This window comes from Microvirga sp. KLBC 81 (assembly GCF_003075415.1).
Classification (GTDB): Bacteria; Pseudomonadota; Alphaproteobacteria; order Rhizobiales; family Beijerinckiaceae; genus Microvirga.
This window is the reverse complement of sequence record NZ_QDAH01000023.1, coordinates 63796-75460: the sequence shown is the minus strand read 5'-3', so window position 1 is coordinate 75460 and position 11665 is coordinate 63796. Positions and strand designations below refer to the sequence as shown.

Genomic DNA, 11665 nt, shown 5'->3' with positions numbered 1-11665 from the left:
ACGACGCCGCTGCCGAGAACGAGAACGTGCATGGTTTGTGATCCTCAGGAATGGATGTACTGACGGTGGTAGCGTGAGCCCAAACTGGTGAGCAGTTCGTAGCCGATCGTGCCAGCCTTCCGCGCGAGGGCATCAAGGTCCTGGCCGGGATCGATCAGGTCGACCAGGGCTCCCGGCAGCAATGAACCGGCCGGGAGAGCGGTGGCATCGAGAATGATGCTGTCCATGGACACACGCCCAAGGATGGGCAAATGGCTGCCGTTGAACCAGGCGCCGCCCCGGCCTGAGAGGCTGCGCACGAATCCATCCGCATAGCCGACAGCCACGGTCGCAAGCCGGGAGGGTGAAGTGGTTCTGGCCGTGTGGCCGTAACCGACAGGCGTGTTCGCCGGCACATCCCGAACCTGCACCACTTTGCCTTGCAGACGCACGACCGGCCGCATCGGATTGGGCCGATCAGCCTGAGGGGCAATGCCATAGAGGGCCGCGCCTGGGCGAACGAGTTTGAAGTGGTACTCAGGTCCCAGGAAGATCCCGGAGGAGGCAGCCAGGCTCATTCGGCGGCACGGCAGCAGCCTCCCCATCTGCTGAAACAGGGCGAGTTGCATTGCGTTGGCCGGATGATCTGGTTCATCCGCGCAGGCCAGATGGCTCATGACGAGTCGCAGATCCAGAGCATCCAGTTGCTGGTGATTGTCTATAAGGACATCGACGTCGGCTTCGCTCAGGCCGAACCGGGCCATGCCTGTGTCGACCTGCAGGATGGCGGGCAACCTCGTGCCGCCTGGCATGGCGGTGGCGGCCCAACGGCTGATCTGGTCGAGACTGTTGAGAACCGGCACGAGATCATGAATGATGAAGTCAGCTTCCGTGCCGGCCAGAGGACCATGGAGGACCGCGATAGCCGCGCCTGCTCCGAGAATGCGACGGAGTGCGATCCCCTCCTCCAAATGGGCAACAAAGAAGTGCTGGCATCCGGCTCTTATCAGAGCGGGGGCAATCTCTCCTGCACCCAGACCATAAGCATCGGCCTTGACGACAGCGGCGCAGATAGCCGATCGGGCCTGCTCTTGAAGAAATCGGTAATTCTCCGCGATGGCATCCAGATCAATAGTGAGTAATGCGCTGGCGCGGCTGGCGGCTGACGTCGACGGGAGCCGACGAACTTGTTCTTGGTCTAGAAACTGGAGCGTCTGCATGCGAGCCACCGAAGAAGGTGCTCTACTGTGATGCAGTTTTCCGCAAATATCCTGCTGAAGAGTCGCATTGATCGCGTATTTTCAGTGTCTTTGCCGTACGATATTCGACAGAATTGAATTTTCTTTCGTCACCAAAGACAGCTTTAGTCGACGCTTGAGATAGCAAAGAGGCAACCGATCGGGCCGCGTCGAACGCTACATATCCGGTGGTTTGATGACGGCCCGAATTGCAAAGCTGGATTGGATTCGAGCCACTCCGGGCAGGCAGGATAGAACGTCCGTATGAATGCGCTCGTAGCTGGCCGCGTCGGGAACGGATACGCGGAGAAGGTAATCCGACGATCCGGTCATGAGATAGCATTCTCGGATATCGGGACACTGGCAGGCCGCCTTCTCGAAGCGCCTGAGATACTCATCCGTCTGTCGCTCAAGTGAAATCTGCACGATCACGACCGTTTCGGCTGCCGTAGCCCGGTCGTTGATCAGCGCCGTATAACCCCGGATCGTGCCACTCTCCTCGAGAAGCCGCACACGCCGCAGGCACGCGGACGGCGACAGGCCAGCCTTCTCTGCTAGGTCTGCGTTCGTGATCCTCCCATCTGCCCGGAGGATGCTGATGATGCGCTGGTCTATTGCGTCCATGGTCACCCAATGATTGCAGTGTCGACGCGCAATCCTATCTTAGCAATGATATGTTCGCACAGGGTATGAACTTGCGTTCGGCGACTGCGGAACTTGTTAAAGCACACCTGATAACGAGTCGAGTGCGAGTATGTGCGCCAATCAGATGTTCATTACCTTACCGCTTAATCAAGCGACCGCCTGAGCGCCGGTGATTTCGACCAGCGAGCCGCACATGAACGCGGCTTCGTCGGATGCGAGGAAGGCAACAAGTGCAGCAACCTCTTCCGGCTTTCCGATGCGGCCAAATGGTACGAGCTTATCGAGGTCCGCGATCGTCCTGCCCGATCTCTTTACGCCCGCCTCGAGCATGGGCGTGTGGATCTCTCCGGGGCAAACCGCGTTCACGCGGATTTTCTGCGGAGCATAATCCCGGGCGAGGTTCTGGGTGAAGGCTGCGACCGCTGCCTTGCTCGTGTTATAGGCGATGTGGTTCGGTGCCGGATGAAGACCCCATTGGGAAGCGGTGTTGACGATCGCGCCTCCGCCTGCCTTCATCATGTGAGGTATGACGGCACGGCACAGATGGAACATCGAGTGCAGATTGACGGCGAAGGTCGTGTACCAGTCATCATCAGTCAACGCCAGAAGGTTTCCACGCCGGTTGATGCCGGCGTTGTTGACGAGGATGTCGATTCGCCCCGTCCTGCTGTGAACCTGCTCGATAAGGATGGCGCAGTCGTCTCCTTTCGAGATGTCTGCCGCGATGGCAGTCGCGGAACCGCCGCTCCTTTCGATGCTCTCGGCGACCTCGCTTGCAGCGGCACCATTCGCGTCGGTCACGACAACGAAAGCTCCCTCCTCCGCGAACCTTCGCGATATGGCAGAACCAATGCCCCCGCCGGCGCCCGTTACGATCGCGATCCTGCCCTCGAACCTCTTCATTGATCTCTCCCAATACTTGCTTATCGGATGTAGCTTCCACCGTTCACATCGAGCGTCGCTCCATTGAGCGAGCGCTGGGAAGGACGGAGCACGAAGGCGATGAGTTCGGCGATCTCGGAGGGTTGCGCCATTTCCCCGATCGGAATGTCGGCGACCGCAGCCTGCTTGCCGAACCTCGCAATGAAGTCCTCGGCCATCTCGGTCTGCACCCAACCGGGGGCGATAGCGACGGCGACGACGCCATCAGCGCCGAAGCTCCGCGCAATGGATTTCGTGAGATTGATGAGCGCTGCTTTGGTCGCGCCATAGGGCATCGCGTCGGCCGCATAGCCGCGCTGACCGGCACGGCTTGCCATGTTGATGATCGTCCCGCCGCCATGCGCCTTGAAATGCCGGAGCGCCTCCTTGCAGAGGTCGGTGGCGGCAAAGAAATTCACCTGGAACTCCTTCCGCCACGCAGCCTGCCAAGCATCGGGCTCCGCATCGATCGAGATCTCCGTGCGGATGCCCGCGTTGTTCACCAGCCCATGGATACGCCCACATCGATCTGCCGCGTCTCGCCAAAGCCGGAATGCGCCGTCGGCATCGGAAAGGTCAGCCTGAACAATAGCCCCATGCCCTTGAATGCGAGCCAGCAATTCCTCAGCGCCGGCGCTGTCGCGGCCATACTGAATGATCGGACGTGCGCCCTCTCCGGCCAGGCGCTCCACTATTGCGGCGCCAATTCCTCCTGAGGCACCGGTCACAAGAACGTTTTGTCCCGAGAGAGGTTTATCAGATCCAGGCATATCGTCGTGCCCTCAACCCAGCAGATGAACCTGCGGTCCCCAAGTGTCGGACAGGGCGAAGCCGCTCTTGAATGGATCGTCATCAGAGAACCTGAGTGTCTCTCGTCCGTAGATCCAGCCCTGGCCGGTGATCCTCGGCAGCACGGCGCGGCGCCCGCCGACTTCGGTCTCTCCGATCGCCTCTGCCACAAACTCACCCCCGATAATGGAGCGTGATATCCGGCGGTCTCCAACCGAAATCTCTCCGCGAGACAGAAGCGTCGCCAGGTTCGCCGAACTGCCCGTCCCGCATGGCGAGCGGTCGACGCGGCCTGGCTTCAGGGTCGTGCATGTCCGGACGACACCATCCGGCTCACGCCCCCTGAACATCACGTATGCGATCTCGTTGACACCGGGGAGGTCCGGATGCTTGACCGCGACCTGTTCCGCAAGCAGAGACTTGAGTTCGATGCCGGCCTCGGCGAGTTGGCGGGCGTTGACCGGCGCAATGTCGAGCCCGATCTGGCCGACATCGACAATACCATAGTAGACCCCGCCGAAGGCCACATCGACCATAATGCGTCCCCATCGGGGCGTCTCGATGACCTTATCCAAGGCCTCCGCGAAGCTCGGCACGTTGTCGAGACTGACCGACACGCAGCGGCCATTCCGGCAGGTTGCACGCGCGACGACCAGACCGGCGGGTGTGTCGAGCCGGACGATCGTCTCGGGTTCGCGCATCGGAACCCTGCCGCTTTCGAGCAGGGCTGTGACCACGCAGATGCAGTTGCTGCCCGACATCGGATGGGCACGGTCTGCCTGCAGGACGATGAAGCCCGCATCCGCGTCGGGTCGTGTCGGTGCGACCAGAAGATTGACCGACATCGCGACGCTCGCGCGAGGCTCGAACGTCACGAAGCGCCGCAGGCTGTCGTCGACGTTGTTGATGTGGTTCATCTTGTCGAGCATGGTCGCGCCGGCGATTTCCGGAGCGCCACCGACGATCACCTTGCCGATCTCACCTTGGCAATGCACCTGGATGAGATCAAGCGAACGGTCCCAGGTCATCATGCCTTCTCCGTCGACTTGATATACCAACCCCATGGGTCCTCGCTGATGTACTTGGTGATCTGCTTCGTCTCGAGATAGTTCTCCAAGCCCCACCGACCGAGTTCGCGGCCGATGCCCGACTCCTTGTAGCCACCCCAGGGGGCTTCGGTGAAGGTCGGCTGGGAGCAGTTGATCCAGACGATGCCGGCGCGGAACGCAGCGGCAACCCGCTCGGCCCGGACATCATCCTCCGACATCACCGCGGCGGCGAGACCGAAGCGGGAGTCGTTGGCGAGTTCGATTGCTTCCTCCTCATCAGAGAAGGGTCTGACACAGACGACGGGACCAAAGATCTCTTCCCTCCACGCGTCGCTGTCGAGCGGGACATCCGTTAGGACGGTCGGCTGCAGGTAGTAGCCCTTCTCGAACCCTTCCGGGCGCGTCCCCCCGCACATGACTGTCGCGCCTGCGTTTTTTGCCCCTTCGATGGCCCCAACGACCTGCTCGTATTGGCGCTTAGAGACGAGCGGCCCAAGGAGAACCCCCTCCTCAAGGCCGTTTCCGATCTTGATCTTGTTCGTCTCCTCAATCAGCCGCTTCACAAGCCGATCGTAAATGCCGTTCTGCACGAGAACGCGCGACGTCGCCGAGCAGACCTGCCCCTGGTTCCAGAAGATGCCAAACATGATCCATTCGACGGCCTTCTCGATGTCAGCATCCTCGAACACGACGAACGGCGACTTGCCGCCGAGCTCAAGGCTGACACGTTTGATGTCGCGGGCAGCGGCCGCCATGATCTTCGAGCCGACCGGGCCGGATCCGGTGAAGGCGAGCTTGTCGACGCCCTTGTGGTCGATGATGGCTTGGCCCGCGACTGAACCGGCACCTGTGACGATGTTCAAAACGCCAGCAGGCAGCTTCACTTCGTCCGCAATGGCAGCAAGCTCAAGGGCGGTTAGCGACGTCAGCTCGGCCGGCTTGAGAACAACGCTGCAGCCCGCCGCGAGCGCCGGCGCGACCTTCCAGGCCGCCATGAGAAGCGGATAGTTCCAGGGAATGATCGCGCCGGCCACGCCGATCGGCTCCTTCACGGCCTTCGAAGTGAAGCGGGCATCGCTCAGTGCGATCGGCTCCTCCGGATTGTTGTCGAGCTGCTCCGCCAGACCCGCATAGTAGTCGAAGCAGCCGGCCGCGTCCGTGATGTCCCAGTCCGCTTCCGGGAGCGGCTTACCGTTATCGATGACTTCCAGGCGGGCGATTTCCGCCTGCCGGGCGCGGATCCCCTCCGCGATGGCCTTGAGATACCTCGCCCGCTCGCGCCCGGGGAGCTTCGGCCACCCGTCCTTGTCGAAGGCGCGGCGTGCGGCCTTCACGGCGATGTCGACATCCTCGGCGGTGGCCGAGGCTGCCTTGCGGATCACCTCCTCGGTGGCCGGATTGATGATATCGAAGGTTCCGCCCTTCACTGGCGAGACCCACTTTCCGTCGATGTAGAGTTCGCTGCGCATGATCGCTCCAGTTCAATGTTGTCGCGTTGGTCCGATCAGCCGTCAGAACCGGTCCACGCGATAGGGTTTGAGATCGATGGGAGGCGCGATGCCTGTCACAAGGTCGGCGATGAGACGACCGGTCGTGGCCGCATAGGTGAGGCCAAGATGCCCATGGCCTGTGGCGTAGAACACGCCGCGGTGTTTCGCGGACGAGCTGATGACGGGAACGGTGTCCGGCAGCGCCGGACGGTGCCCCATCCATTCGGTCGCGTTGTTCGCCCGGAGGTCCGGAAGCGCTTCCTTGGCTCGCTTTACCAGAACCTTCGCCCGCCGGTAGTCCGGAACCGCCTCAAGCCCGGCCATCTCCACCGTACCGCCGACACGGATCCCTCCGGCGGTGGGAGTGACCATGAACGCCCGCGCCGGCCAGATAATGGAATGTCGCATCGAGATGCCGGGATCCATGATCTGCGTATGATAGCCGCGCTCCGTTTCCAGTGGGATCGGCTCACCGAGTAGCCGCGCTAGTTTGCCGGTATGGGCACCGGCGCAAAGCACGGTTTGTGAAGCGTCGATGGCACGACCGTCCTTCAGGCGAACAGCCCTGACCCCATCGCCCTTGTCGAAGTCCACGACCTCGCCTTGCTCGATCCGTCCGCCCAGGGATAGGAATTGCTCGCTGAGTTTCAGCACGAGCTGGTAGGGGTCCTTGACGGAACGGTTGTCGGGAAAGAGCACCGCCTTGGCGATCTTCGTTGTCAGCGCTGGTTCCAGATCGCGAATGGCATTGCCGCCGAGGATCTCGTGCCGAAAGCCGAACCGCTCCAGAACCTCGATATGCTCCCGATCGGCTCGGAACTCGGCTTCGTCCGCATAGAGGCTAAGGCAGCCTTCCGCACTCAGCATATGGGCTAACCCTGTATGCTCGAGAAGTTCGTCGAAATCCTCGTAGACGCGGTGGCACAGCGCCGCGCCGGCCGCTTCCAGCTCCCTCAGCTTCGATGGCCTGCTCGCTGCAAGGAAGCGCAGGAACCAGGGAGTGAGCCTCGGCAGATAGGACGGTCTGATCCTCACGGGCCCCTCCGGGTCAAGCAGCCATTTCGGCATCTGCGCCCAGACAGAAGGCCGGGAGGCCGGCAGGAACTCGGTGACCGCGATGCTGGCCATATTGCCATAGGACGCTCCCTTTCCAGGTGCGTCTCTGTCAATGAGAACGACGTCGTTCCCGCGACGTTGGAGTTCATAAGCTATGGTCGTGCCAATGATGCCGGCGCCTACGACTGCGATACGGCCCACGTTGTTGCTCATGACATGTCCTGCTCTCGAATAGCGCTTGGTACGAGGGTCAAACCGTGGTCATCCACGTGTCGGCCACAGTGAAACCTTCGGGGTAAGGATCCGTCGGGTCCATGCCCATCTGATACAGACCGGTGATCCATGCCTGACCGGCGATCGCGGGTATGACAGCGCGATACGGTCCGACGGTTGTTAGACCGTCGATCGTGCAGGTAAAGCGGCTTCCTGTGATCGATTCATGGATGAGGGTTTCACCGGGCTCCATGAGACCCTTTGCATGAAGCAGGGCCAGCTTGGCCGACGATCCGGTCCCGCACGGCGAGCGGTCGCACCGGCCCGGGGAAACGACCACGCAGTTCTTTGAGATCAGTCGGCCTTTCTCCCGGCGCAGCGGCCCCATGAATTCAGTATTCGTTATCCCCGGTATGGCAGGATTCTCCGGGTGCTCGACGGCGAGCTGTTGCGCTGCCGCGAACTTGATTTTCTGCCCAGCCTCGCACAGCTCACGCGCTTCCGAGGGCTCAATCGAAAACCCGAGATCAGCGGCGTCGACCATCGCGTAAGTCATTCCGCCATAGACGATGTCGACCCTGACGGTCCCGAAACCATCGACTTCGATGTGACGGTCGACGTGGTAGCAAAAAGCAGGCTGGTTCACGAGCCGGACGCTCGTTACTTTCCCGTTGGAGCATTCGCAACGGACTTTGATCAGGCCCGCGGGAGACTCGAGAGTTAGTTCAGTGACGGGCACCTTCATTGGCAGGATTCCGGTCTCGAGAAGGACCGTCGCCACGCACATCGTATTCGAGCCCGACATTGCCGGATACTCGGTCGTTTCGAGGATCACATATCCCATGTCGGCGTCGGAGTGATTGGACGGGAGGACGATGTTGGCGTTGTGCCAGACCGCTCCCCGCGGCTCGAACAGGACCATCTTTCTGATATCGTCCATGTGGGTTTCAAGGTAAACCCGCTTGTCGAACATTGTGTCGCCAGGAACTTGGCCGACGCCTCCGACGATAACCTTGCCGCTTTCTCCTTCCGCATGACAATCAACTACGGATAGGACTTTCTTGAAGCGCATCTATCTGGCTCCATGTTGTACGCACGGTTTCGTCTTTCGAGACGGGAACCTGGCTGCGACTACGGGAACGAGCTGAAATGCACACGCTTACTTGAGGCATTGGCACAGGCAGCTCTCCTGCGCCAATGCACTCGACGGCCGGGTTCAGCCAAGGACCGGTTCCATCGCCTTCCTGAAGGCAGCTTTCTCTTCGCTCGTCAGCGGAAGCAGCGGCTTGCGACCGACGCCGACAGGCGTTCCGGCCAGTTCGCAGCCATACTTCACCTTCTGGACGAACTTGCCGCTCTCGAGGCTCGACATCGCCCCATAGATCACCTGCATCTTGTCGCGTGCCGCAAGCCAGTCGCCGGACTCGATGGTGTTCACGAGATCGACGCAGGCCTTGGCCATGCAATTCGCCGGACCGCAGATCCAAGACGTCGCGCCCCAGAGATAGAAGTCGAGCGTCTGATCGTCGGATCCGTTGGTCACCTGGTAGCGGTCACCGTAGCGCGACCGGATATCAATCGCCCGCAGAAGGTTGCCGCTCGATTCCTTGATGCCGAGGATACGAGGGTTGTCGACGAAGGCGTCGAGAACGTCGAGACCGACCTCCACGCCGACCTTCGGCGGATAGTTGTAGAGCACGATGTTGACGTCCACCGCATCGAGGACCGATTGGTAGTGCGCGATGAGCTCGTTGGGGGCTGGCGTGGCGTAGAACGGCGACGACAGGAGCACGGTGTCATACCCGATGGCCCTGGCGCGCTTGGTATGCTCGATGACCTCCCAAGTCGAACCGGCATTCGTCCCCGCGATCAGGAGTTCGTCCCTGTTGGCGAATTCCTCCACGAACTGGAGGACCGATACGCGCTCGTCCGCCGTCAAGGCGTTGTACTCGCCGGTCGATCCGCAGGGAACCCAGCCGGAAACCCCGTCGGCGCGGAGCTTCGTCAGCAGCTTTTCGAAGGCCTTGAAGTCGATTTTGCCGTCAGCATCGAAGGGGGTGACGAGGGCCGGCATGACGCCTTTGAGTCTCATGAGATTTCTCCTGTTCATGAAGTTGGTTGTTGCTAGATCGCCAGCTTCGCCAAGACCCGGCGCTCGACGAGGGAGACGGCACGGGCGAGCGGGAATGCGATGACGAAGTAAATGAGCGCCACGACAGTGAGCACTTCGACGGGCCGCGCCGTGTTGTTCGAGATGTTCTGGCCAATGAACATCAGGTCGGCGATTCCAACTGCGGACACCAGAGCGCTTTCTTTGAACAGGCTGACGCAGTTCGACAGAAGCGTGGGAATGGCGCGCAGAATCGCCTGCGGAAGGATGACGCTGGTCACCTGAACCCGCCGTGGAAGACCGAGGGCGACGCAGGCGTCGAGCTGCTCGCGTCCGACCGACTTCAGCGATGCCCGGAACGTCTCGCTGGTGATCGCTCCCATGTACAGGGTCAGCGCGATCACGCCTGACGCGAAGTTAGGCAACTCGACGCCGACGATCAGGGGCAGACAGAAGAAGATCCAGAACAGCTGGATCAGTACCGGCGTGCCGCGGAAGAACTCGACGTACACGCTTGAGACGGTGCGCAGGATGGCACTGCCCGACGTTCGCGCGAGCGCAATCAGAAAGCCCAGGGCGCATCCGAGCACGATGCAGATCAGGGTCAGCTGGATCGTCGTCCACAGGCCGAGTGCGAGGGCGTTCTGAAATCGAGCGAGGATGGAAAAGTTGAGTTCCATGGCGGATCTCCTAGCTCATCAGCAGCTGGCGGCGGCGTTCGAGGTAGCCGACGATCTGAGTGACGGGGAACGAGACGGCGAAGTAGATCAGGGCAACCACCGTGAAGGTCTCGATGGGCCGATAGGTCTCGGTCGCCAGCGACTTGCCCTGGTACATGAGATCCTGGATGGCCACGATGGCGACAAGAGCGCTCTGCTGGAAGATGCCGATGCTGTTGGTGAGAAGGACAGGGATGGAAGCCCTGAACGCCGTGGGCAGGACGATGTACAGCACACGCTGGAACGGGTTGAGACCAAGGGCGATGCCCGCATCCAGCTGCTCGCGGGGAACCGCCTGAATGCTGGCGCGATAAGCCTCCGCGTTGAACGCAGTCAGGTTGAGGCCGAGCGCCAGAATGCCCATGGTCATGGCGTCGAGATAGACGTCGAACAGCATCGGCACGCAATAAAAGAACCAGACAATCTGGACGATCGCGGGCGTGCAGCGGAAAAACTCCACGAACAGCATCGTCGGAAGCCGGACCACCGCGATCCGGCTCATGATGAGGAGCGCAACAAGGAAGCCGAACGTCAGACCGATCGCGTTTGCCGCGAGCGTCAGCTCCAAGGTCACGACGAGGCCCTTGAGGAGAGGCTCGAATGAGACGGCGTTGAAGTCGAACGAATAGTTCATCTGCGCCCCCTAATGCCGGATATGGAAGACGCGGTCGATAAACTCCCTCGTGCGCTCCTCCTTGGGAGATCCAAGCACCTGTTCCGGAGGGCCGTCCTCCACCACGACGCCTCCGGCGCAGAAGATGACGCGGGACGCGATGTTCTTGGCAAACCACATGTCGTGGGTCACGATCATCATCGGCATGTTCTGTGCGGCGAGCTGCAGGATGACCTGCTCGACCTCGGCGACGAGTTCCGGATCGAGAGCGGACGTGACCTCGTCGAAGAGCATGAGCTTGGGATCGAGCATCAGGGCGCGGGCGATCGCCACGCGCTGCTTCTGCCCGCCGGAAAGCTGGGCCGGATAGCTGTCGGCCTTGGCCCCGAGGCCGAAGCGGTCGAGAAGCGCCCGAGCGCGCTTGATCGCATTTTCCTTCTTCTCGCCTCGCACCTTGCAGGGCGCAAGGATGAGGTTCTGAATGACGCTCAGGTGCGGAAAGAGCGTATAGTGCTGGAACACCATGCCGATCGAGCGGCGAACTTCGGTGTCGATGATCGTCTTCTGGCCGGGTCCCTCGGCAGAAATGTAAGGCTTGCCGCCGAACGTGATCGATCCGCTGTCGATCTTTTCGAGACCCATCACCACGCGCAGCAGGGTGCTCTTGCCGCCGCCGCTCGGACCGATCACGACGACCCGTTCACCTGGCTTCATCTCGATATCGAGGCCCTTGAGCACTTGTATGTTGGGGCCGTAGCTCTTGTGAAGACTTTGAACTTTTACAAGTGGAGGACTGAATGACATGGTCATGGCCGATCCCGAAAGTCAAAGCTGGAAAGGAGG

12 protein-coding genes are annotated in these 11665 nt (G+C 61.0%); all 12 read right to left on the bottom strand.

Annotated elements, in window-relative coordinates:
- Positions 1–44: 44 nt before the first annotated feature.
- Positions 45–1199 carry an alanine racemase gene (alr, locus tag DC522_RS15945; protein ID WP_116529661.1) on the bottom strand — a complete coding sequence of 385 codons (1155 nt, stop codon included), beginning with the start codon at positions 1197–1199 and terminating at the stop codon, positions 45–47.
- A gap of 195 nt (positions 1200–1394) precedes the next feature.
- A complete protein-coding gene (locus DC522_RS15940) occupies positions 1395–1841 on the bottom strand; it encodes an Lrp/AsnC family transcriptional regulator (protein WP_116529652.1) in 447 nt (148 codons plus the stop codon).
- Positions 1842–2009: 168 nt separating this feature from the next.
- Positions 2010–2765: an SDR family NAD(P)-dependent oxidoreductase gene (locus DC522_RS15935; RefSeq protein WP_116529651.1), complete on the bottom strand. Its 756-nt coding sequence runs from the start codon at positions 2763–2765 to the stop codon at positions 2010–2012.
- A gap of 20 nt (positions 2766–2785) precedes the next feature.
- Complete coding sequence (locus DC522_RS15930; RefSeq protein WP_116529650.1) at positions 2786–3553, bottom strand: SDR family NAD(P)-dependent oxidoreductase; 768 nt, start codon at positions 3551–3553, stop codon at positions 2786–2788.
- 12 nt (positions 3554–3565) lie between these two features.
- Positions 3566–4600 carry a proline racemase family protein gene (locus tag DC522_RS15925; RefSeq protein WP_116529649.1) on the bottom strand — a complete coding sequence of 345 codons (1035 nt, stop codon included), beginning with the start codon at positions 4598–4600 and terminating at the stop codon, positions 3566–3568.
- Complete coding sequence (locus tag DC522_RS15920) at positions 4600–6090, bottom strand: aldehyde dehydrogenase family protein (protein WP_116529648.1); 1491 nt, start codon at positions 6088–6090, stop codon at positions 4600–4602. The genes DC522_RS15925 and DC522_RS15920 overlap by 1 nt, the downstream gene beginning before the upstream one ends.
- Before the next feature lie 42 nt (positions 6091–6132).
- Complete coding sequence (locus DC522_RS15915) at positions 6133–7380, bottom strand: FAD-binding oxidoreductase (RefSeq protein WP_116529647.1); 1248 nt, start codon at positions 7378–7380, stop codon at positions 6133–6135.
- A 37-nt stretch (positions 7381–7417) separates the two neighbouring features.
- Positions 7418–8452, bottom strand: coding sequence for a proline racemase family protein (locus DC522_RS15910; RefSeq protein ID WP_116529646.1), 1035 nt, complete (start codon positions 8450–8452; stop codon positions 7418–7420).
- 144 nt (positions 8453–8596) lie between these two features.
- Positions 8597–9472, bottom strand: a complete 876-nt coding sequence (locus DC522_RS15905; RefSeq protein ID WP_116529645.1) for a dihydrodipicolinate synthase family protein — start codon at positions 9470–9472, stop codon at positions 8597–8599.
- Positions 9473–9504: 32 nt separating this feature from the next.
- Positions 9505–10170: an amino acid ABC transporter permease gene (locus tag DC522_RS15900; RefSeq protein ID WP_116529644.1), complete on the bottom strand. Its 666-nt coding sequence runs from the start codon at positions 10168–10170 to the stop codon at positions 9505–9507.
- 10 nt (positions 10171–10180) lie between these two features.
- Positions 10181–10843, bottom strand: coding sequence for an amino acid ABC transporter permease (locus DC522_RS15895; RefSeq protein WP_116529643.1), 663 nt, complete (start codon positions 10841–10843; stop codon positions 10181–10183).
- 9 nt (positions 10844–10852) lie between these two features.
- Positions 10853–11632 (bottom strand): amino acid ABC transporter ATP-binding protein, encoded by a 780-nt coding sequence (locus DC522_RS15890; protein ID WP_116529642.1) that lies wholly within the window; start codon positions 11630–11632, stop codon positions 10853–10855.
- Positions 11633–11665: the final 33 nt, after the last annotated feature.

Coding starts and splice junctions, on each gene's coding strand:
- DC522_RS15900 (WP_116529644.1), bottom strand. CDS start 10,170: ATGGAACTCAACTTTTCCATCCTCGCTCGATTTCAGAACGCCCTCGCA.
- DC522_RS15890 (WP_116529642.1), bottom strand. CDS start 11,632: ATGACCATGTCATTCAGTCCTCCACTTGTAAAAGTTCAAAGTCTTCAC.
- DC522_RS15930 (WP_116529650.1), bottom strand. CDS start 3,553: ATGCCTGGATCTGATAAACCTCTCTCGGGACAAAACGTTCTTGTGACC.
- DC522_RS15910 (WP_116529646.1), bottom strand. CDS start 8,452: ATGCGCTTCAAGAAAGTCCTATCCGTAGTTGATTGTCATGCGGAAGGA.
- DC522_RS15915 (WP_116529647.1), bottom strand. CDS start 7,380: ATGAGCAACAACGTGGGCCGTATCGCAGTCGTAGGCGCCGGCATCATT.
- DC522_RS15935 (WP_116529651.1), bottom strand. CDS start 2,765: ATGAAGAGGTTCGAGGGCAGGATCGCGATCGTAACGGGCGCCGGCGGG.
- DC522_RS15925 (WP_116529649.1), bottom strand. CDS start 4,600: ATGACCTGGGACCGTTCGCTTGATCTCATCCAGGTGCATTGCCAAGGT.
- DC522_RS15920 (WP_116529648.1), bottom strand. CDS start 6,090: ATGCGCAGCGAACTCTACATCGACGGAAAGTGGGTCTCGCCAGTGAAG.
- alr (WP_116529661.1), bottom strand. CDS start 1,199: ATGCAGACGCTCCAGTTTCTAGACCAAGAACAAGTTCGTCGGCTCCCG.
- DC522_RS15905 (WP_116529645.1), bottom strand. CDS start 9,472: ATGAGACTCAAAGGCGTCATGCCGGCCCTCGTCACCCCCTTCGATGCT.
- DC522_RS15940 (WP_116529652.1), bottom strand. CDS start 1,841: ATGGACGCAATAGACCAGCGCATCATCAGCATCCTCCGGGCAGATGGG.
- DC522_RS15895 (WP_116529643.1), bottom strand. CDS start 10,843: ATGAACTATTCGTTCGACTTCAACGCCGTCTCATTCGAGCCTCTCCTC.